Below are 19,702 nucleotides of genomic sequence, written 5' to 3'. Positions count from 1 at the left end.
CCTGCCACCTCCTGCCGGAGGTGCGCGCATGCTGACCCTGATCTACCTGATTGCGATCACCGCCGAGGCGATGACCGGCGCGCTGGCGGCCGGCCGCCGCAACATGGACATCTTCGGCGTAGCCGTGATCGCCTTCCTGACTGCCCTTGGCGGCGGCACCGTGCGCGACATCGTGCTCGGCCGCTTCCCGATCGGCTGGACGCAACACCCCGAGTACATCTACCTGGTGCTCGGCGCAGGCCTCATCGCCATCCCGCTGGCCCGCCATATCCAGCGGCTGACGCCGCTCTTCTTGTTCCTCGACGCGTTGGGCCTGGTCGCCTTCACCGTGATCGGCTGCGACGTCGCGCTGGGCATGGGTTACGCGACGCCGGTGGTGGTGATGGCCGGCATGATCACCGGCATCGCCGGCGGCGTGATGCGCGACGTGCTGTGCAACCGCGTGCCGGTGGTGTTCCGCCAGGAGCTGTACGCCAGCGTGTCGCTGGTGGTCGCCTTTGCCTTCATCCTGATGGTCAAGCTGGGCGTACCGCAGGAAGTCGGCATCTTCACCAGCTTCTTCGTCGGCGTCGTGCTGCGCATGGTCGCGCTGCGCTGGCAACTGGGCCTGCCGGTCTTCTCCTGGCAGGGCGCGCAGCACTGAGCTTGCAGCGCCACGCCTGCTATGCCATCACGTAAGGGCGGCGCCTTCGCGCCGCCCCTTTTGTTCGATGGAGTCCGCCATGAAGTCGAAAACCCCGACCCTGCTGCCCTTCGGCCAGGCCTCGAGCATCGCGCCGACGCCCAACCCGGCACGTCCGCACGCCCGACCGACCCCGCCGCGCGCAACCCTGCTGCCTGTCCGCCACCGCATCGGCCGCCACACCTGAGGGGCTTGACGCTAGGTGGGCCGCCCCCATATAAACTGAACGAAACCGTCCGGATGCGGACGGGAAACGCCGACAGGGAGTACGAGCGATGAAGCAATGGATCCGGCAACTGGCAAGAGAGCTTGAGCGGGCACTACAGGGGCTGCTGTCCCCGCAACCGAAACTGGTCCCGATCCGCGTGCGCAACGAAGCCTCGCCACGCCGGTACCGCTGACCCCTGCCCCCTCCAAACAAAAAGCGCGGCTAAAAAAGCCGCGCTTTTTTACGTCCGCCCGTTTGACCTTACTCGCGCGAAGACACCAGCACCGTGCGGTTGCCGTTGCTCTCCATCGCCGAGACGATGCCGGAGGCTTCCATCTCCTCGATCAGCCGCGCCGCACGGTTGTAGCCGATGCGCAGATGGCGCTGCACCGAAGAGATCGACGCCTTGCGCGTGCGCAAAACGATCTCGACCGCCTCGTCGTACAGCGGGTCCGACTCGGCGCCTTCCTTGCGCGTCGAGGCCTGCTGCTCGTCGTCGGCTGCCGCCTCGCCGGTCAGCAAACCTTCCACATAACAGGGCTCGCCCTGCGACTTCAGGTGTTCGACGATCGCGTGCACCTCGTCGTCGGTGACGAAGGCGCCGTGCACCCGCTGCGGGTAGCCGGTACCTGGCGGCAGGAACAGCATGTCGCCTTGCCCCAGCAGGCTCTCCGCGCCCATCTGGTCGAGGATGGTGCGGCTGTCGACCTTGCTCGACACCTGGAAAGCGATGCGGGTCGGGATGTTCGCCTTGATGAGGCCGGTGATCACGTCGACCGACGGGCGCTGGGTGGCAAGGATCAGGTGGATGCCGGCCGCGCGCGCCTTCTGCGCGAGGCGCGCGATCAGTTCCTCGATCTTCTTGCCGGCGACCATCATCAGGTCGGCGAACTCGTCGACCACCACCACGATGAAGGGCATGGGCTCGAGTGGCTCCGGGTCGTCCGGCGTCACCGTGAACGGATTGGTCAGCTTGTGACCGGCAGCGGCCGCTTCGCGCACCTTCTGGTTGTAACCGGCGAGGTTGCGCACGCCCAGCGCGCTCATCAGCCGGTAGCGCTTTTCCATCTCGCCGACGCACCAGTTCAGCGCGTTGGCGGCGAGCTTCATGTCTGTGACCACTGGCGCCAGCAGGTGCGGGATGTCGTTGTACACCGACAATTCGAGCATCTTCGGGTCAATCATGATGAAGCGAACCTCGTCGGGCGTCGCCTTGTACAGCATCGACACGATCATCGCGTTGACGCCGACCGACTTGCCCGAGCCGGTAGTGCCGGCCACCAAGAGGTGCGGCGCTTTGGCAAGGTCGGTCACCACCGGCTCGCCGGTGATGTCGTGTCCCAGGCACAGGGTCAGGCGCGAGCGGGACCCCTGGAACGCGTCAGAGGCGACGATCTCGGACAGACGGATCATCTGCCGGGTCGGGTTGGGCAATTCGAGGCCCATGCAGGTCTTGCCGGGGATGGTCTCGACCACACGGATCGACGCGAGCCCCAGCGCGCGCGACAAGTCCTTCATCAGGTTGACCACCTGGTTGCCGCGCACGCCGACCGCCGGCTCGACCTCGTAACGGGTGATCACCGGCCCCGCGTATGCGTCGACCACCGCGACCTTCACCTTGAATTCGGCGAGCTTCTCCTCGATCACGATGCCGCGCTCGATCAGCGCGTCCTGGTCGCACACCGTCGTCTTGGTTGAGGCCGGCAGCAACAATTCAAGCGCAGGCAATTCGTGCCAGCTTGCGGCCTCGCTCGCCGCAGGCGCGCTGTCGACGACCTGCCAGGCCAGACCGGACGCATGCGCGGACGGGGTTTCCGGTGCCAACGGCGCCGGCGTATCGTCGAGCACCTGCCAAACGAGGCCCGCCGGCTGTACGGCAGGCGCAGAAGCTACCGGCTGCGCGGCCGCGCTGGATTCGCCAGGGGCTTGTGCCGTTACACCCTCAACCGCATCCGGCACATCAGCGGCCACGTCCTGCTCCGGCGCTTCGTCTTCCAGCAGATGCCAGACCAGGTCGCCGCGCTCGATGGCGCCCCCCCCCGCAGCGGGCGGGTACTGCGCGGCAGGCGGCACGGGCAGCGGGTCAGCTACTGCAGGTGCCGGCCGGGCAGGTGCAAGCTCGGGCACCGCCAGAACGCCCTGCGGCGTTACCGCGACAGGCGCCGCGACGACGGGCTCGGCGAGTGTCGCTGTTGCCGGTACGGCGGGAACGAACACCACCTCGGATGCCGGCCTGAACGGGGCGGCATCCGTCGGCACCGGTGGCTGTGACGCGGCCGGCGCTTGCGGCGGCAGCACCCAGCCCTGTTCCTCGCGCGGCATGGGCACGGACGGCGCTTGCTGGGCGTGGCGGGGCGCGGCGGGCTTGTGCGGCACGAACACCACGTCGGCGGCAGGCCGGAACGACGGCGGCGCCGTAGGCGGCGCGACCGGTTTGTTTCGCCTGGGCAAGTCGACCTTCAAGAGCGGCAATTCACCCTTGGATGGCTCGGCGACCACTGCCTTCGGGTGCAACTGGCGCACCGTCTCGCGCACGGTTTCGAGCGCGATGGTCGGCAAGGCCGGTTCGGGCGCGCCCTGCCCCGTCTCGCGCCGCTGGCGGCGACGGCTTTCGGTCTCCAGGTTGCGCTGCACGTCGTTCAGGCTGATCTCTGGCAAGGCGGATGTCGCGCCTGCCGGCGATGGCGTCTCGGCGCGCTTCTTCACGAGGTGGCGCGGAATGCTGGTGATCAGCTCCGCCTGAGGCAGGGGCTGACTGGGCGCGGCAACACGAGGGGGCGGCGTCAGCACGGGCTCAGGCGCGGACTCGGACCCTGATTCGGGACTTGTCCGCCCGACTGCGACCGGCTCCTCACCCAGATCCAGGCTGCGCCGCGGCGGGCGTACCGGTGCACCCTGCACGGGAAGGATGGATGCGGCCGGCTTGCCGCCCAACCTGGGCGAGAAGTCGTCCGGTGCCACGCTGAACGGCTCGTCGGCGTCGTCGATAAAGCCGAACGCGCGCGCGCGCAGCCACGCGAGCACGTCGCGCGGCGACATGCCGCGCCGGTAACACCAGAACGCCCCTGCCCCGAGGGCAGACAGCACGAACAAGGACAGCCACATCATCGTCTAGGGTTCGCTGCGGGAAATCGATAGAAAGCGTTGATTGTACGCGGCGCGCCAGGGCACGTCAGCCGCGAGACGCTCAGCGCGGCTGCACCCAGACGAGGCGCGAGTTCGCCTTGTCTTCGCCAAACTGCTGGCGGCGCCAGTAGCCCTGCGTGCCATACGACACGCCCGTGACAAGTTCGGGATAACGGCAGTGGGTGACTTCGACGTAACCCTGGGTTAGCAAGGCGCTGCGCGCCTTCTGGCGGGCTTTCGGCGTCGCGCCCGAGGCCGCAGCGGCCACCAGCTCGGCAGGCGCCGACGCCTCCCATTCGCGGGCAAGCTCGGCCTTGGGCTGGGTCAGTACCGAGAGCGCGCCGATCACGGCATTGAGGAGCGGCTGCCACACCTCGGGGACTTCGGCCAGTTGCGGCGCAAGCTCGCCCGGGTAGCCGACCCGCAGGGCGATCATGGGCTCGGCCTCTTCCAGCCAAGCCGTGCTGTCGTCGCCCAACGCGGCGCCGATCAGGACCAGGTCGAGCGCGGCGTCGCGGCTGTCGTGGTAGAGAAAGGCGCCGCCCAGCCCTTCGACGTGCAGGAAGCACGCCTCGGCCGGCAGGCGCAAGGTGTCGGGCAGTTGGGTCGGCAAGCGCGTCGCGGCGAGCGCTCCGGCGAGTGCGCCGTCCAGGTGTGCGATCACGCGGCCGCCGCGCACGAAGCAGCCGTAGGCGAGCGCGAGCAGGCCTTCGTTGCGACAGGTCTCCTCGCTGACGGCGAATACCTGCGCCGCACGCTCCAGTTCGCGGCGCACCGCCTCGGCCAGGCCTGCGCTGGCGTCTTCCAGCTTCAGGGTCTGGCTGAAAATCTGCCCGGCGCGCTTGGCCCACGGGCGGGTGGCGGCATAACGCTGCGCTGCGTACGGCATTGACATCGCGGATCCTCGCTCGAAGAAAAAGCGCGCATTCTAGCGAAAGTGGGCATTGCAAAGAACCCTGCGCGCAAAACTTGCCATAGGCATTGCTGTTCGCCCAATAATCCTGCCATTGCATATCAAGATACAAGGAGCACGCGATGAGACTCGCGTTTCTCGGGCTGGGGCTGATGGGCAGCCGCATGAGCCGCCGCCTCGCCGACGCCGGCTATCGCCTGGCGCTGTGGAACCGCAGCGCGCCTGATGCGCTGGCGCTGCCGGCCGGCTGCATGCTCGCTGCCACGGCCGCGGAAGCCGCGCAAGGCGCCGATATCGTTTTTTGCTGCGTCAGCGACGCGCAGGCTGTCGAAGCGGTCGCCTTCGGCGACGCGGGCGCCGTGCACGGCATGCAACCGGGCAGCCTGTTCGTCGACTGCTCGAGCATCGCCCCCGCCGCGACCCGCGAAATGGCCGCCCGCCTCCACACCCAAACCGGCGCGCGCTGGATCGACGCACCGGTGTCCGGCGGCACCGGCGGCGCCGAGCGCGGCGAACTGGTGGTGTTCGCCGGCGGCAACGAGGCCGATATCGAACGGCTGAGGCCGTGCGCCGCCGCGTTCAGCCGACGCCTCACCCGCATGGGCGACACCGGCGCCGGCCAGCTTGCCAAGCTGTGCAACCAACTGATCGTCGCCAGCAACGCGCTGCTGATCGCCGAGGCGGTCGCGCTGGCCGAACAGGGAGGCGTCGACGCGAGCGCGCTCGCGCCGGCACTCGCCGGCGGCTTCGCCGACTCGCTGCCGCTGCAGATCCTCGCGCCACGCATGAGCACGGACAGCTTCGAGCCGGTGCAATGGAAGGTATCGACCCTGCTCAAGGACCTGGACAACGCGCTGGCCGCCGCCGCGGGCACGCCGCTATTGCCGCTGGCCGCCCGCGCCCGGGAACTGATCGCCGCGCACGCGGCTGCGGGCTACGCAGACGCCGACCTCTCGACGCTGATCCACGGCGCGAGGACGGGCCGATGCTGAAACCCAGCGCCAACCTCTCCACCCTGATGACTTCGCTCCCGCTGGCCGGGCGCTGGGCGCGCGCGGCCGAGGCGGGGTTTGCCGGCGTCGAGATCCAGTTCCCGTACGAGGCAGGCCTCGCCGAGATCCGCCGCCTGCGCGACATGCACGGCCTGCCGCTGGTGCTGATCAACGCGCCGGCCGGCGACCTGATGACGGGCGGCACCGGCCTTGCCGCCCACCCCGATCGCAAGCAGGCGTTTGCCGCCGCGCTTGACACCGCCTGCCGCTGGGCCGACACGCTGTCGGTCCCCGCCGTCAACGTGCTGGCCGGCAGGCTGCCGGCGGACACCTCGGCCGACTGCGCGATGGACACCCTGTGCGACAACCTCGCGCTTGCCGCAGCTCGCCTGGCCGACGCCGGCGCGCGCTGCACCTTCGAGGCGATCAACCGCTTCGACATGCCGGGCTTCCTGGTTGCCAGCCGCGCCGACATGCAGGCCATCAGCGACCGGGTCGGCCACCCCAACCTGTGGTGGCAGTACGACACCTACCATATGGCGCGCATGGGAGAGGACGTACTGACCGACCTTGCTGCCTACTGGCCGCGCATCGGCCACCTGCAGTTTGCCGACACCCCGGCGCGCGGTGCGCCGGGCAGCGGCGATTTCCCTTTCGGAAAACTGTGGCCACTGATCGCGCAACTGCCCTACCCTTTTTACTGCGGCGCCGAGTACCGCAGCGGCGACGACGACCTTCAATGGATGCGGACACTACCCAAGATTGATTTCCATCAAGGAAACTAAACACTATCGATTACAAAATGTCCTCGCAATATCACCACTGACAGGATGAGGACAAAAACATGGATCGTCGTACGCTTCTGAAGTCTTCCGGCATGCTGATCGGCGCACTGGGGCTGGCACCGCTTGCCAGCCGCACCGCCTTCGCGGCGCCAGCTGCCGCTCCTGCCACCACGCCCGCCAACGCGCTCGTCGTGCCGTCCGCCAAGACCCCGTTGCTGCTTAACTTCAACGAGAACTCGCTGGGGATGTCGCCCAAGGCACAGGCCGCCGTGGTCAGCGAACTGCCCAAGGTGTTCCGCTACCCGGACGACGCGCGCGCCGATCTCGTCGGCAAGGTCGCGGCCCGTGCCGGCCTCACCGACAAGCATGTGGTGATCGGCAACGGTTCGAGCGAAGTGATCCAGATGGCGATCCACGCCTTCTGCGGCAAGGGCACCCAGCTCGTCGTGCCGGACCCGACCTTCAACTACGCCGAGCTCTACGCCGAGCCGATGGGCACCAAGATCACCAAGGTGCGCCTGAAGCCCGACACCCTCCAGATCGACCTGCCGGCGATGAAGAAGGCAACCGAGTCGTTCAAGGGCCAGAGCGTCGTCTACCTGTGCAACCCGAACAACCCGACGGCGACCATCCTGCCGGCGAGCGAAATCGAGGCGTGGATCAACAGCGCGCCCGACAATGTATTCTTCATCGTCGACGAGGCCTACCACGAGTACGTGACCGACCCGCGCTACGCGTCGGCCGAGCGCCTGGTGAAGGCCGGCCGCAAGAACCTGGTCGTCGCGCGAACCTTCTCCAAGATCTACGCGCTGGCCGGCCTGCGCGTAGGCTACGGCTACGCCGCGCCCGAGATCGTCAGCAAGCTCGACACCTGGGCGAGCATCGACAACACCAATCTGGCCGGCGCCGTCGCCGCCAGCGCGTCGCTGGACGACACGCCCTTCATCAAGCAAAGCCTGGCCGCGACGGCCCAGTCGCGCCGCATCGTCACCGACGCGCTCAAGGAACTCAAGCTCGCCTACCTGCCCTCGCACGCGAACTTCATCTTCCACCGCGTCAATGCCAGCAGCGCCGACTACCGCGCCGCGATGAAAGTCCGCCACGTGATGGTCGGCCGCCCGTTCGACCACACCGACGGCTGGAACCGCCTGTCGCTGGGCACGCCGGACGAGATGCGCGCCTTCGTGCGCGAACTCAAGGCGCTGCGCGCTGAAGGCAAGGCTTAAGCCTCGCCCGCCCCCAGAACAACCGGACGGCCAGCCCCGTCCGGTTTTTTTGCGCGAAATTTTGTCAAAACCGCCGCATACGCCCGCAAAAATCAATTACTTAGCGGCGTTAATTTGCAGAAATCCTTGCCCATGCCGGTTTTTTCGCGTATTGTGCGCCCCTCACGTCAACGCCGGCCGCCCAGCGAGTGCGGCCTCTGGCGTCATCCTCATCGTCCCTGACCTATCTTCGTAGCTTCGATCTTGCCGCGACCCGACCGCACGGGCGGGCCGTTTATCGCCGCTTGCCAGGTTGGTGCCGATGATTTTTGGCCAAACGGGCTAAAACACGCCTACCAGGCAAACGCCGGCACCCCGGCAAGAAAGGACATCATGAAGTTCTCCGAACTCGGCCTCGAGCCCTCCATCCTCACCGCCCTCGAAGAAGCAGGCTACGAAGAGCCGACCTCCGTACAGGCAGAAGCCATTCCGGCCGCGCTCGCCGGCAAGGACCTGCTGGTTTCCGCGCAGACCGGCTCGGGCAAGACCGCGGCCTTCCTGCTGCCGGCACTGACCAAGATGGCCAAGCGCTCCGACGTCAAGAGCATCGGCCCGCGCGTGCTGGTACTGACCCCGACCCGCGAACTCGCGCAGCAGGTCGAGAAGAACGCCCTCGAGTACGGCAAGCACCTGCGCTGGCTGCGTACCGTATGCCTGGTCGGCGGCGCGCCGTTCGGCTTCCAGATCCGCGCGATCAGCCGTCCGGTCGACCTGATGGTCGCCACCCCGGGCCGCCTGATGGACCACATGCGTTCGGGCCGCGTCGACTTCTCGCGCCTTGAAATGCTGGTACTCGACGAAGCGGACCGCATGCTCGACATGGGCTTCATCGAAGACATCGAGACCATCGTCGCCGCCACGCCGGAAACCCGCCAGACCGTGCTGTTCTCAGCCACGCTTGACGGCACCGTCGGCCAGCTGGCCCGCCGCCTGACCCGCGACCCGCAGCGCATCGAGATCGCCCGCCAGGAATCGGCCGGCACCATCGAAGAACACCTGCTGTACTGCGACGACATGCGCCACAAGGAGCGCCTGTTCGACCACATCCTGAAGGAAGCAGGTTTCGACCAGATGGTGGTGTTCACCGCGACCAAGATCGGTTCCGAAGAGCTGGCCGACAAGCTGTGCGAACAGGGCCACCAGGCCGCCTGCCTGCACGGCGACATGCCGCAAAGCTGGCGTAACCGCACGCTGAACGACCTGCGTCGCGGCCGCATCAAGATCCTGGTCGCGACCGACGTCGCCGCACGCGGCATCGACGTGCCGACCATCACCCACGTGATCAACTACGATCTGCCCAAGCAGGCGGAAGACTACGTGCACCGCATCGGCCGTACCGGCCGCGCGGGCCGCGACGGCACCGCGATCACGCTGGTCGAGTCCAAGGAATTCCACAAGGTGCGCCGCATCGAGCAGTACCTGAAGCGCCAGATCACCGAAGGCGTGATCGCGGGCATGGAACCGACCCGTCGCCCGCCCAAGGGTGGCCCGAAGCGCCACAACCAGCGCAAGCCGGGTTACGGCAACAAGGGCGGCAGCTGGGGCGACCGTCGCCCGGGCGGTGGCGGCTACGGCAAGCAGCGTGAAGGCGGTTACGGCCAGCGTGACGGTGGCCAGCCGCGCGAAGGCGGCTTCAGCCAGGAACGCCGCGAAGGCCAGGCACCGCGCCGTGACGACAACTTCGGCAACCGCCGCGAAGGCCAGGCGCCGCGCCGCGACGACAACTGGGGCAACCGCCGCGAAGGCCAGGGCCAGCGTCGTGACGACAACTTCGGCAACCGCCGCGAAGGCGGCTACGGCAGCAAGCCGCGCGGCGACAACTGGGGCGCCCGCCGCGACTTCAACCGCTAAGCGCTGAAGCAAGCAAGACAACCGCCGGCATGTCCGGCGGTTTTTTGCGTCCAAGCCCTACCAATGCTGGCATAATCGGCTTAGCCAATGCCGGATTTCACGCCATGCCCGACGCAAGCCCAGACCAGGATACCCTCTGCTGGCCCGACTATCAGGGCGGCAGCCTCGTCAACCTCAGCGTCAGCCTCGCGCAAGCAATGGGCGCAGAGATTGCCGGCACCCCGCTCCACCCCGGCCTGCTCGGCCCGCTCGCGACGGAAGGCCGCGACATCGCCCTGCTGCTGGTCGACGGGCTGGGCGACGCGCAACTGGCCAGGCACGGACCTGCCTCCTTCCTGCGCGCGCACCAGAGAACCACTCTCAGCTCTGTCTTCCCGTCGACCACCGCCAGCGCGCTGACCAGCGTGCAGACGGCGACCCCGCCCTCGCAGCACGGGCTGACCGGCTGGGAAATGTACAGCCCCGCCCACCGCGCCATCGTCCACCCGCTGACACTGGGCTGCCGGCACAGCGAAGCGGCTGCGCCGACCCACGGCGCGCTGGCCTCCGCCCTTTACCAGACGCCCAGCTGGTTCGACCGGCTCGCTCGCCCTGCCGTCTGCGTATTGCCGCAGCATCTGGTGCCGACGCCGTTCAGCCGCCACCACGCCGGGCGCACCATGCGCGTCCCCTACCGCGACTGGCCGGCGCTGTTTGCCGCGCTGGAGCAGGCACTCGCCTCGCGCACACCCGCCTTCGTCTACGCGTATACCTCAAGGCTGGACCACGAGATGCACGCGGCCGGCCCCGACGACTGGTCGGTCAGCCGCAGCTTCACCGAGCTTGACGAGCGCATCGAGGCTTTCTGCCAAACGCCCAGACGCCGGCCGCTGACGCTGCTCGTCACCGCCGACCACGGTTTCGCGGCGACGCCGCGCGACAAGCGCGTTGCCTGGGAGACGCTGCCCGAGGCACTGCAGGCGCTACTCGCGCGCCCGCTCTCCGGCGAGGGCCGGGTGCGCTTTTGCCATGTCAGACAGGGGGAAGCCGCGCGCTTTGCCGCGCTGGCGGAGGAAACACTGGGGGAGGTGGCGTGGGTCGAGACGAGCGGGTCGCTGGTCGAGCGCGGCGCATTCGGCCCGCCGCCCTACCACCCTGAACTCATGGCGCGCGTCGGCGACGTGACCTTGCTGATGAAACCGGGGCATACGCTGCGCGACACGCTGCCCGGCGAGCGCTGGCTGCACCTGGACGGCTCGCACGGCGGGGTCAGCCGTGCGGAAATGCGGGTCCCGCTGATCCGCGTCGATATCGACGCCTGATCAGGCCAGACGGTCGCGCCAGGCCGCCAGCGTCTGCCGCGTCAACTTGACCGGGACGATCACCCGCTCGATAGGCTGCAGCTTGCCCAAGGCGACGGTCTCGATATTGAGCGGGATCCCCTCCTCGCCTTCGCCGGGCGAGCGCAGCACGCCCATGCGGTCGAGGAACAGCGACTCTGTCCTCACCGCAACAAAGTCCTGCGGCGCGCTGCACACCTTGCGCACCTGCGCGAGCTTCCCCTCCAGCGTGCCGATCGGCGCGAGTTCGGCGAGCGATTCGTTGATTTCGGCCAGCCGCCGCTTGAGTGAGGCGGCGTCGACCGGCAGGCCGTCGGTCGCCGGCAGGGCGTCAACCACCGTCGCCGACCCGCCCAGCGTCGCCAGCCTCAACTCGACCTGCATCTTCTCGGTCCCCAGCGTCTGCTGCTGCGCGCTTAACAGCGCGATCCTGCGCGCGGCGACCGCCGCGACCGAACGGAAAGCCCGTCGCGCGACCTGGTGGCGCAGCGAGGCTTCGTCGGCACACACGTCGACCAGCCGGTGCGCGCCGAAGCTGACCACGGTCTGCGCGACATCGTCGACCAGCTGGCCGTTACGCATTGCCTGCCCGAAGCGTTGCGAGCGGTGGCACTGCATCACCAAAAGCGCGTACGCCTCGTCGGGGTTGCTCGCGCTGAGGAAATAGTCGCGCAGCGCGTCGCTGCCCTCCAGCGTCGCGAGCAACACCTCGGGGGACGAGAACATCAGCCCGATGCGCGCGTCGGCGCCGTAACCGGCGGGCGACAAATCAAGCGGCGAGAGCTCGTGCGCCCCCAGCTCGTCAGCGTAGGCGAGCGTGCGGCGCACGCCTTCGCGCAGCGCCTGCACCGCGCCGGGCAGCAGCTCGAGCTTGGGTTCGGCTACATGGATCAGCGCCTTGACCGACGCGTCGACCGAGCCTTGGTCACCGCCAAGGCCGAGCATGGATTTGAACGTTTGCCAGACAGACATCCCCGCCCCGCTTTCAGAATTGTTCGCCCGGCGCGAGGTAGCGCCACTTGCCTACCGGCAGGTCGCCGAGCATGACCTTGCCGATGCGGACACGCTTGAGGCCGACCACCCGCAGGCCGACCAGTTCGCACATCCGGCGGATCTGCCGCTTCTTGCCTTCGCGCAGCACGAAACGCAGCTGGTCCTCATTCTGCCAGCCGACCTTGGCCGGCAACAGCTTCTTGCCGTCGAGCTCGAGCCCGTGGTTGAGGCGGGCGAGCCCCTCGGCCGACAAGCGGCCGGTCACCCGCACCAGGTATTCCTTGTCGACATCGGAGCGCTCGCCGATCAGCTGCTTGGCCACCACCCCGTCCTGCGTGAGCACCAAGAGGCCGACCGAGTCGATGTCGAGGCGGCCGGCCGGCGCCAGGCCCTTCAGGTGGTCGCGCGAGAAACGGATGCCGCTCTTGTCGCCCTTCCAGTGGTTGTCGGGGGTGACCAGCACCTGCGCGGGCTGGTAGCCGTCTTCGGCCTGGCCGGACACGTAGCCGACCGGCTTGTTGATCAGGATGGTCACGCGGCGCGACTGGGCCTGGCGCGCGCGCGCGTCCAGCTCGATCACGGCGTCGGCGTCGACTTTCTGCCCGAGGATGGCGACCTTGCCGTCGACCTTGACCCAGCCCTGCTCGATATAGCTGTCGGCCTCGCGGCGCGAACACAGGCCGAGCTCGGCCAGACGTTTGGACAGACGGACGCTTTCCATGGTGACTCCAAGACAAAAGGGCGACACAGGGTCGCCCGGTTTCAAAGAGCCATTTTAAGTCAACGGACGATTTTGCGCACGGGCACGAGGCGTGCCAGCAGCCCTTCCGGCTGCCCGTTGCCGCAAGCGATGCCCGCGAAGATGGCGGCAAGGCCGGCCACGTGGTAGGCATGCACCGCCTCGCCCAGGAACATCACCGACATTAGCGCGCCGAAAGCCGGCATCAGGTAGAGCCAAGGCGCGGCGCGTTCGCTGCCCATCACCGCGAGCGCACGGTTGTAGAGGATGAAGGCAAGCACCGACGGGAATACGCCCAGATAGGCGAGCGCGAGCCATTGCGGCGCGGCCATGCCGCTTACCGCGTCGCCGCGTGCGAACTCGGCCAGCATGAAAGGCGCGAGGGACGCGCCGCCCAGCGCGAACAGCAGCAGCATCAGCGCATTGGCGGGAATGCCGGCAGGCAGGTAGCGCAACGAAACCGTGTAGCACGCCCAGCAGGCGCCGGCGGCGAGCACCAGGTAGTCGCCACCTGCGAAGCTGAGCCTTGCCAGAGCGGCCGCGTCGCCGCGCACGACGATCAGCAAGGCGCCGCAGAGCGCGAGCAGCATGCCGAAGACCTGCCCCGCGCCGACGCGGCTGCGCGCGACGAGCGCGCCAAACAGCAGCACCAGCACCGGTGTCGCGCTATTGATCACCACCGCGTTGAGCGCGCTGGTGGACTTGAGCGCGAGGTACAGCAAGGTATTGGTCAGCGCGATGCCGCTGGCGGCGAGCAGCATCACCAGCGGCCACGCGCCACGGATAAGGGGCCACGCCGACTGGAGCGGCCGCCACGCGAAGGGCGCGAGCACCGCCAGCGCGATCAGCCAGCGCAGGCAGGCCAGCGTGAACGGGCCGATCGCGCCGGCGAGCGCGCGGCCGATGATGAAATTGCTCGACCACATCAGGAGGGCGAGCGCCAGGAACAAGGAAGATTGGTGACGGCGGAACATGGCATTTGCATTTTGTGCGATGCAGCCATTTTACCGGCCTACCAACGTAGTGAATGCCAAAGCCCCGCCACGCAATCAAACTAAATTGCCAGTTTTTGTTTGATTGCAAAACTACATGCCAGAAAATCGGAAAATAACAGCAACAATCACTTCAGGCGCGTGCCATCGGCGTCGAGCACCGTCACTTCGACGCGGATGCCTTGGCGGACGCTTTGCGTGACCGTGCAATAGTCCTCGAAGGTCGACAGCACCCGCTCGACATGCTCAAGCGTCGCGGCCGGCCGCCCAAGCTGCAGGGTGACGGCGATGGACTCGACGCGCAGCCGCCTGTCTTCATTGCGGCCGATCACGCAACTGGCCTCGCCCGACAAGGGCGTGACGTCCTGCTTGAACTTGCCGAACGCGAACAGCAGGCTCGCCGCCAGGCAATTGGCGGTCGCCGCGACCAGCAGCTGCGACGGCGACGGGCCGCTGTCCTCGCCCAGCGGCGGCGGCTCGTCGGTAAACAGTTCGGGCACGCCGCCACCGAACAGGTTGGAGAAACGGTAGCGTTCGAGCTGCGTGAAATTCAGGGTGAAATCCGCGGACACGGGGTCTCCTTAAGCAAAGGTGCGCCCGAGCGCGGGCGCAAGCGCGCGCATCTGCGCGCCAAGTTGTTGCAGCGACGCCGTATCGAGCGCATGCGCCTCGGCGCCGACGTCGACCATCAGGCCGTCCGCGCCGGCAGCCAGCGCGGCCAAGGCCACCGGCGCCACCAGGTCGGCACGGCCGACGGCACGGCCGGGGTCGGCGATCACCGGCAGGTGGCTCTCGCATTTGAGCCAGGCAATCGCGCCGGCGTCAAACAGCGCGGGGGTCGCGTCGTCGAAACCGCGCACGCCGCGCTCGCACAGCACGATGCGGTGGTTACCGCCCACCGCTACGTACTCGGCGGCCATCAGCCACTCGGCGGCCGTCGCCGCCAGCGCGCGCTTGAGGATCACCGGCTTGTTGACGCGGCCGACCTCCTTCAAGAGCTCGAAGTTCTGCATATTGCGCGCGCCGATCAACAGCGCGTCCACACCGTACTCGAGGAAGGTCTCCAGCAGGCGCACGTCGGTCAGCTCGGCGATCGCCGGCAGCGCGCGCGCGCGGGCCGCCGCGAGCAAGTGTTCGAGCCCGGCCACGCCTGCCCCTTGCGCCTCGTACGGGCCGCCGAACAGCGCGGGGCCGTAGACGCCGCCGTGCATCAGCCGCGCGCCGCAAGGTGCGAGGCTCGCCGCGACCGCCTCGGCCGCGCCCGGGGTGGCGACGCTGGTCGGCCCGACGATCAGCTGCCACGCCTCGCCGCCGATGGGTACGGCGCCGACCTGCACCACGCTGTTCACGCCGACCAGTTCGCGCGAGACCAGCCGGTAAGGCTTGACGATGCGCAGCGCGCGCTCGACACCAGGCAAGCGCCCGATCAGCGCCGTGTCGAGCACACGCTCGTCGCCGATGGCGCCGACCAGCACGCGCTCGGTGCCGCGCGACACATGTTCACGCAGGCCAGACGCCCGGATGTGTTCGACCAGCAGGGCAAGCTCGGCCTCGCTCGCGCCCGGCTTCATCACGACGATCATGGTGGTGCCCCTAGCCGCGCGCCAGCGCCGCGCCCAGCACCTCGATAAAGCGCGCGTTCTCGCCCGGCAGGCCGATGCTCACGCGCAGCCAGTCGCCCATGCCGTACGGCGCGAGCGGACGCACGATCACGCCCTCTGCGAGCAGGCGACTGTTGAGCCTGGCCGCGTCGGGCGCGCGGAAGGTCACGAAGTTGGCGCTGGACGGGATGTATTCGAGGCCGAGACGGTCGAACGCCTCGGTCAGCGCGCGCACCCCCGCGTGGTTGACCTCGACCGAGCGCGCCAGGTAGTCGGCGTCGTCCAGCACGGCGACGGCGGCCGCCTGCGCGAGGCTGTTCACGTTGAAGGGCTGGCGCACGCGGTTGATCAGGTCGGCGACTTCGGGGTGGGCAAAGGCGAAGCCCACGCGCAGGCCGGCCAGGCCGTAGGCCTTGGAGAAGGTTCGCGACACGATCAGGTTAGGATATTGCGCGAGCGCGCCGACGCTGTCGAAACGCGCCTCGGGCGCCAGGTACTCGGTATACGCCTCGTCCAGCACCACCAGCACCGACTCGGGTACCGCAGCGACAAAGCGCGCGATCGCCTCGGGCGAGAGCAGCGTACCGGTCGGGTTGTTCGGGTTGGCGACAAACACCACCCGCGTCCTGTCGTTGATCGCGGCGAGCATCGCGTCGAGGTCGTGCCCCCACGCCTTGGCCGGCACCGCGACGCCGCGTGCGCCGGTCGCCTGCGCGACCAGCGGGTAGACCGCGAACGCGTACTGCGAGAACACCACCTCGTCACCGGGCTTGAGGAAGGCGCGTGCGATTAGCTCGAGCACGTCGTTCGAGCCGTTGCCGAGCACCACCTGCGCCGCGTCCACGCCGAAGCGGGCGCACAGCGCGGCCTTCAGCGCGAAGCCGTTGCCGTCCGGGTAGCGCGCGAGCTCGGCGAGCTCCCGCTCGATGGCCGCGCGGGCCGAAGCCGGCAGGCCCAGCGGGTTCTCGTTGGACGCGAGCTTGACGATGGTGTCCTCGGCAAGCCCCATCTCGCGGGCAAGCTCGGACACCGGCTTGCCCGGCTGGTAGGGCGCGATCGCACGGACGTATTCGGGTGCCAGGTCGACTGGATGCATGGGTTCTTCCTTTGTTGTCGTGATGGGTGGCTCAGCCGCGCGAGAGGTCTTCCCACTTGGTGACATGGTGTGGGCGGTGCCCGGCGAGCGCGCCGAGCAAGGCGTCGGCGCCGCGCTCGGCGACGAACAGCGACAGGTTTTCCTCGCGCGCGAAGCCTTCGTCGACCGTGTGCCGCGCCAACGCAAGCCACGGGTCGAAGTAGCCGCTGACGTTGAGCAGGCCCACCGGCTTGTCGTGGATGGCAAGCTGCGCCCAGGTCAGAATCTCGAAGAGCTCGTCGTAGGTCCCGAAACCGCCGGGCAAGGCGACGAAAGCGTCGGCGAGCGACGCCATCTTCGCCTTGCGCGCGTGCATGCTCTCGGTCTCGACAAGCTCGGTCAGCCCGGTATGCGCGACTTCGCGCTCGCGCAGGAAGCCTGGGATCACGCCGGTAACCTTGCCGCCGGCGAGCAGCGCCGCGTCGGCGACCTCGCCCATCAGGCCGACGTTGCCGCCGCCGTAAACCAGGGTGATGCCGCGGGCGGCCAGCGCGGCGCCGAAGGCACGCGCGGCGTCGGTGTACTCGGCACGCGCGCCGTGGCGTGCGCCGCAGAAAACGCAGATCGAACGGATGCTTGTCGTCATTCAGATCACCGCCTGCGGGTAGGCGCCCAGCAGTTTCACGTAGGATGCGCGGCTGCGCAGCGCGGCGAGCGCGTCGGCGAGCGCCGCGTCGCTGGCGTGGCCTTCCATGTCGATGAAGAACACGTAGTCCCACAAGCCCGCCTTGGACGGGCGCGACTCGAACTTGGTCATCGACACGCCGTAACGCGCGATCGGCTCGACCAGCTCATGCACCGCGCCGGGGCGGTTGGGCGCAGAGACGATGACCGAGGTGCGGTCCTTGCCGGTCGGCGCGACGTCCTGGTAGCCCAGCACCAGGAAGCGCGTGGTGTTGTTCGGCTCGTCCTCGATGTTCTCGGCGAGTTTCACCAGGGCAAAGCGCTCGGCGGCCGCCTGCCCGGCGATCGCGCACGCGCGCTCGTCCAGGCTCGCCAGCCGCGCCGCCTCGGCGTTGCTGGCGACCGACACCCGCTCGACATTGTCGGGCAGCTGGCGGTTCAGCCACTCGTGGCACTGTGCGAGTGACTGCGCGTGCGAATACACGCGGCGGATGCCGTCCATGCCCGGCACCTTGCGCAGCAGGTGGTGGTGGATGCGCAGCACCACCTCGCCGCAGATCTTCAGCGGCGTGGTCACCATCAGGTCGAGCGTGCGACCGACCGCGCCTTCGGTCGAATTCTCGACCGGCGCGACCACGTAGTCGTGGGTGCGCGCCTCGACCAGACGGAACGCCTCGTCGATCGACGAGCAGGCGACGGTGCGCGCGGCGTGGCCGAAATGCTTGGTCGCCGCCAGCTGGCTGAACGTGCCCTCCGGCCCCAGGTAGGCGATCGACAGCGGCTTCTCCAGCGCCAGGCACTCGGACATGATCTCGCGGAACAGCCGCGCGACCGATTCGTCCGGCAGAGGGCCGCGGTTGATTGACTGGATGCGGCGCAGCACGTCCGCCTCGCGCTCGGGGCGGTAGATCACGCCGCCACCCTTGATTTCGCCGATCTCGCGCGCGTGGCCCGCGCGCTGGTTCAGGAGGTCAAGCACCTGCGCGTCGATCGCATCGATCGCGTCGCGGTGCTGCTTCAGGAGTTCATCCGACACGTTGTTCTTTCAGATTTGCGCTAATTTCTCGAATTACATAAGTGTCCACGGCTTGGGCCTCGCCCGCAAGTACCGATACCCCTTGCGTACCGTTCAGCCACAGCCGGCGAGCAGGTTGGCGGTGTCGATCACGAAGGCCGGTGACAGGTAGGCGTCGAACACGCCCGCCAGCACGGCCGCCAGCAACAGCACACCGCCCCACTTCATGCGGCGACCTGCTCGGCCACCGGGCCCTCGCTGATCGGGTAGCTCGCCAGGCTTGCGAGCACGCCCAGCACGATCGCACCGCCCCACACCAGGTCGTAGCTGCCGGTACGGTCGTAGATCATCCCGCCCAGCCACACGCCGAGGAAGCTGCCGACCTGATGCGAGAAGAACACCGCACCGGAGAGCAGGCCCAGGTTGGCGACGCCGAACTGGCTGGCGATCACGCCGTTGGTCAGCGGCACCGTCGACAGCCACAAAAAGCCCATCGCGGCGGCGAACACCGCGGTCGACAGGGCGCTTAGCGGCAGCAGCAGGTAGGCGGCGATCACCACGCTGCGCGCAAGGTAGATCCCCGAGAGCAGGCGCGGCTTGGCAAAGCGGCTGCCCAGCTCCCCCGCGCTGAAGGTGCCGAAGATGTTGAAGAGCCCGATCAGCGCCAGCGCAAGGCTCGCCACTGCCCCGGACAGGCCGTGGTCCTTCAGGTAGGCCGGCAGGTGCACGCCGATGAACACCACCTGGAAGCCGCACACGAAGTAGCCGGCCATCAGCAGGCGGAAGCCCCGCACTCGCCATGCGCGCGCGAACTGGCGCGCCATCTCGGCAAGCAAGGGCGGATGCGCGCCCCCGTGCCTGGGGGTGGCGTCCATGGCGGCGGGCACCCTTGTTGCCGGGATGATCAAAAGCGTCATCGCCGCGAGGATCATCAGCGCCGGCATCCAGCCCGCGCCGTCGATCAGGCTGCGCTCGATCGGCACCATCGCGAACTGGCCGAACGAGCCGGCGGCGGCGGTCAGCCCCAGCGCACGCGAGCGGTAAGCCACCGGCACCACCCGCCCGACCACGCCGAAGATCACGCTATAGGTCGTGCACGCCATCGCGATGCCGACCAGCACGCCAGCCGACAGCGCGAAGGCAGCCGGCGTCGCCGATACGGTGATCAGCATCAGGCCCGCCGCGTAGACCAGGCTACCGCCGATCAGCACCCTCCCCGGCCCGTGCCGGTCGGCCAGCGCACCACAAAAGGGCTGCGCCATGCCCCACACCAGGTTTTGCAGGCCGATCGCGAAGGCGAACGCTTCGCGCGTCCAGCCAAACTCCATGGTCAGCGGCGCGAGGAAGAAGCCGAAGCCATGGCGGATGCCCATGCTCAGCGACACGATGACCCCGCAGGCGAGCAGCAGGCGGACGTGCGAATGCTTCATGTTTATTTATATCTTTATGTCATTACTTGAGG

The 19,702-nt window shown here is 68.2% G+C and carries 19 protein-coding genes; 8 read left to right on the top strand and 11 right to left on the bottom strand.

The genetic code is table 11. The annotated features are described in order from the left end of the window. Positions 1-28 precede the first annotated feature (28 nt). The 3 genes from E5K04_RS00300 to E5K04_RS16980 all read left to right on the top strand — a co-directional run bounded on the left by E5K04_RS00300 (position 29) and on the right by E5K04_RS16980 (position 1,083). Positions 29-643: a trimeric intracellular cation channel family protein gene (locus E5K04_RS00300; RefSeq protein ID WP_136550904.1), complete on the top strand. Its 615-nt coding sequence runs from the start codon at positions 29-31 to the stop codon at positions 641-643. Positions 644-722: 79 nt separating this feature from the next. Next, positions 723-869, top strand: coding sequence for a hypothetical protein (locus tag E5K04_RS16605; protein ID WP_168929111.1), 147 nt, complete (start codon positions 723-725; stop codon positions 867-869). 88 nt (positions 870-957) lie between these two features. After that, the gene (locus E5K04_RS16980) at positions 958-1,083 is read left to right on the top strand and encodes a hypothetical protein (protein ID WP_268907616.1); all 126 of its coding nucleotides are present in this window, start codon (positions 958-960) and stop codon (positions 1,081-1,083) included. A 68-nt stretch (positions 1,084-1,151) separates the two neighbouring features. On the opposite strand, the gene E5K04_RS00295 is transcribed toward E5K04_RS16980, so the two are convergent. Both E5K04_RS00295 and E5K04_RS00290 read right to left on the bottom strand, forming a co-directional pair. Further along, positions 1,152-3,998, bottom strand: a complete 2,847-nt coding sequence (locus E5K04_RS00295; protein WP_136550903.1) for a DNA translocase FtsK — start codon at positions 3,996-3,998, stop codon at positions 1,152-1,154. 79 nt (positions 3,999-4,077) lie between these two features. Then, entirely contained in the window at positions 4,078-4,911 is an 834-nt protein-coding gene (locus E5K04_RS00290; protein WP_136550902.1) for a hypothetical protein, read from the bottom strand. Positions 4,912-5,051: 140 nt separating this feature from the next. Between E5K04_RS00290 and E5K04_RS00285 the strand changes: the two genes are divergently transcribed. From E5K04_RS00285 to E5K04_RS00265, 5 genes are all read left to right on the top strand, one after another. After that, positions 5,052-5,921 (top strand): NAD(P)-dependent oxidoreductase, encoded by an 870-nt coding sequence (locus E5K04_RS00285; protein WP_136550901.1) that lies wholly within the window; start codon positions 5,052-5,054, stop codon positions 5,919-5,921. Then, positions 5,915-6,706, top strand: coding sequence for a hydroxypyruvate isomerase family protein (locus E5K04_RS00280; RefSeq protein WP_136550900.1), 792 nt, complete (start codon positions 5,915-5,917; stop codon positions 6,704-6,706). The genes E5K04_RS00285 and E5K04_RS00280 overlap by 7 nt, the downstream gene beginning before the upstream one ends. Positions 6,707-6,765: 59 nt before the next feature. After that, positions 6,766-7,932: a pyridoxal phosphate-dependent aminotransferase gene (locus tag E5K04_RS00275; protein WP_136550899.1), complete on the top strand. Its 1,167-nt coding sequence runs from the start codon at positions 6,766-6,768 to the stop codon at positions 7,930-7,932. Positions 7,933-8,304: 372 nt separating this feature from the next. Further along, positions 8,305-9,822, top strand: a complete 1,518-nt coding sequence (locus tag E5K04_RS00270) for a DEAD/DEAH box helicase (protein ID WP_136550898.1) — start codon at positions 8,305-8,307, stop codon at positions 9,820-9,822. A 104-nt stretch (positions 9,823-9,926) separates the two neighbouring features. Beyond that, on the top strand, positions 9,927-11,123 hold the full coding sequence (locus tag E5K04_RS00265; RefSeq protein ID WP_168929110.1) for an alkaline phosphatase family protein: 1,197 nt from the start codon (positions 9,927-9,929) through the stop codon (positions 11,121-11,123). On the opposite strand, the gene E5K04_RS00260 is transcribed toward E5K04_RS00265, so the two are convergent. From E5K04_RS00260 to E5K04_RS00220, 9 genes are all read right to left on the bottom strand, one after another. Continuing rightward, complete coding sequence (locus tag E5K04_RS00260; protein ID WP_136550896.1) at positions 11,124-12,113, bottom strand: hypothetical protein; 990 nt, start codon at positions 12,111-12,113, stop codon at positions 11,124-11,126. A 13-nt stretch (positions 12,114-12,126) separates the two neighbouring features. After that, a complete protein-coding gene (locus E5K04_RS00255) occupies positions 12,127-12,855 on the bottom strand; it encodes a pseudouridine synthase (protein WP_136550895.1) in 729 nt (242 codons plus the stop codon). 59 nt (positions 12,856-12,914) lie between these two features. Then, on the bottom strand, positions 12,915-13,847 hold the full coding sequence (locus E5K04_RS00250) for a DMT family transporter (protein WP_136550894.1): 933 nt from the start codon (positions 13,845-13,847) through the stop codon (positions 12,915-12,917). A 146-nt stretch (positions 13,848-13,993) separates the two neighbouring features. Beyond that, positions 13,994-14,437: an OsmC family protein gene (locus E5K04_RS00245; RefSeq protein ID WP_136550893.1), complete on the bottom strand. Its 444-nt coding sequence runs from the start codon at positions 14,435-14,437 to the stop codon at positions 13,994-13,996. A gap of 9 nt (positions 14,438-14,446) precedes the next feature. After that, positions 14,447-15,448 (bottom strand): 3-deoxy-7-phosphoheptulonate synthase, encoded by a 1,002-nt coding sequence (locus E5K04_RS00240; protein ID WP_136550892.1) that lies wholly within the window; start codon positions 15,446-15,448, stop codon positions 14,447-14,449. Between the two features lie 10 nt (positions 15,449-15,458). Further along, on the bottom strand, positions 15,459-16,562 hold the full coding sequence (gene hisC / locus E5K04_RS00235; RefSeq protein WP_136550891.1) for a histidinol-phosphate transaminase: 1,104 nt from the start codon (positions 16,560-16,562) through the stop codon (positions 15,459-15,461). Between the two features lie 31 nt (positions 16,563-16,593). Then, positions 16,594-17,187 (bottom strand): LOG family protein, encoded by a 594-nt coding sequence (locus E5K04_RS00230; protein ID WP_136550890.1) that lies wholly within the window; start codon positions 17,185-17,187, stop codon positions 16,594-16,596. Continuing rightward, positions 17,188-18,261, bottom strand: a complete 1,074-nt coding sequence (gene pheA, locus E5K04_RS00225) for a prephenate dehydratase (RefSeq protein WP_136550889.1) — start codon at positions 18,259-18,261, stop codon at positions 17,188-17,190. Between the two features lie 203 nt (positions 18,262-18,464). Next, positions 18,465-19,670 (bottom strand): MFS transporter, encoded by a 1,206-nt coding sequence (locus E5K04_RS00220; protein WP_136550888.1) that lies wholly within the window; start codon positions 19,668-19,670, stop codon positions 18,465-18,467. Positions 19,671-19,702 lie beyond the last annotated feature (32 nt).

The organism is Crenobacter intestini (genome assembly GCF_004919095.1).
Classification (GTDB): Bacteria; Pseudomonadota; Gammaproteobacteria; order Burkholderiales; family Chromobacteriaceae; genus Craterilacuibacter; species Craterilacuibacter intestini.
Note: the sequence above shows the minus strand (reverse complement) of the source record. Positions and strands in the feature narration are given on the sequence as shown.

Bases quoted from the DNA above. Each gene is read 5' to 3' on its own strand.
- E5K04_RS00295 (WP_136550903.1), bottom strand. From the start codon at position 3,998: ATGATGTGGCTGTCCTTGTTCGTGCTGTCTGCCCTCGGGGCAGGGGCG.
- E5K04_RS00275 (WP_136550899.1), top strand. From the start codon at position 6,766: ATGGATCGTCGTACGCTTCTGAAGTCTTCCGGCATGCTGATCGGCGCA.
- E5K04_RS00255 (WP_136550895.1), bottom strand. From the start codon at position 12,855: ATGGAAAGCGTCCGTCTGTCCAAACGTCTGGCCGAGCTCGGCCTGTGT.
- E5K04_RS00250 (WP_136550894.1), bottom strand. From the start codon at position 13,847: ATGTTCCGCCGTCACCAATCTTCCTTGTTCCTGGCGCTCGCCCTCCTG.
- E5K04_RS00230 (WP_136550890.1), bottom strand. From the start codon at position 17,187: ATGACGACAAGCATCCGTTCGATCTGCGTTTTCTGCGGCGCACGCCAC.
- E5K04_RS00280 (WP_136550900.1), top strand. From the start codon at position 5,915: ATGCTGAAACCCAGCGCCAACCTCTCCACCCTGATGACTTCGCTCCCG.
- E5K04_RS16980 (WP_268907616.1), top strand. From the start codon at position 958: ATGAAGCAATGGATCCGGCAACTGGCAAGAGAGCTTGAGCGGGCACTA.
- E5K04_RS00260 (WP_136550896.1), bottom strand. From the start codon at position 12,113: ATGTCTGTCTGGCAAACGTTCAAATCCATGCTCGGCCTTGGCGGTGAC.
- E5K04_RS16605 (WP_168929111.1), top strand. From the start codon at position 723: ATGAAGTCGAAAACCCCGACCCTGCTGCCCTTCGGCCAGGCCTCGAGC.
- E5K04_RS00240 (WP_136550892.1), bottom strand. From the start codon at position 15,448: ATGATCGTCGTGATGAAGCCGGGCGCGAGCGAGGCCGAGCTTGCCCTG.
- E5K04_RS00285 (WP_136550901.1), top strand. From the start codon at position 5,052: ATGAGACTCGCGTTTCTCGGGCTGGGGCTGATGGGCAGCCGCATGAGC.
- E5K04_RS00265 (WP_168929110.1), top strand. From the start codon at position 9,927: ATGCCCGACGCAAGCCCAGACCAGGATACCCTCTGCTGGCCCGACTAT.
- hisC (WP_136550891.1), bottom strand. From the start codon at position 16,562: ATGCATCCAGTCGACCTGGCACCCGAATACGTCCGTGCGATCGCGCCC.
- E5K04_RS00270 (WP_136550898.1), top strand. From the start codon at position 8,305: ATGAAGTTCTCCGAACTCGGCCTCGAGCCCTCCATCCTCACCGCCCTC.
- E5K04_RS00290 (WP_136550902.1), bottom strand. From the start codon at position 4,911: ATGTCAATGCCGTACGCAGCGCAGCGTTATGCCGCCACCCGCCCGTGG.
- E5K04_RS00220 (WP_136550888.1), bottom strand. From the start codon at position 19,670: ATGAAGCATTCGCACGTCCGCCTGCTGCTCGCCTGCGGGGTCATCGTG.
- E5K04_RS00300 (WP_136550904.1), top strand. From the start codon at position 29: ATGCTGACCCTGATCTACCTGATTGCGATCACCGCCGAGGCGATGACC.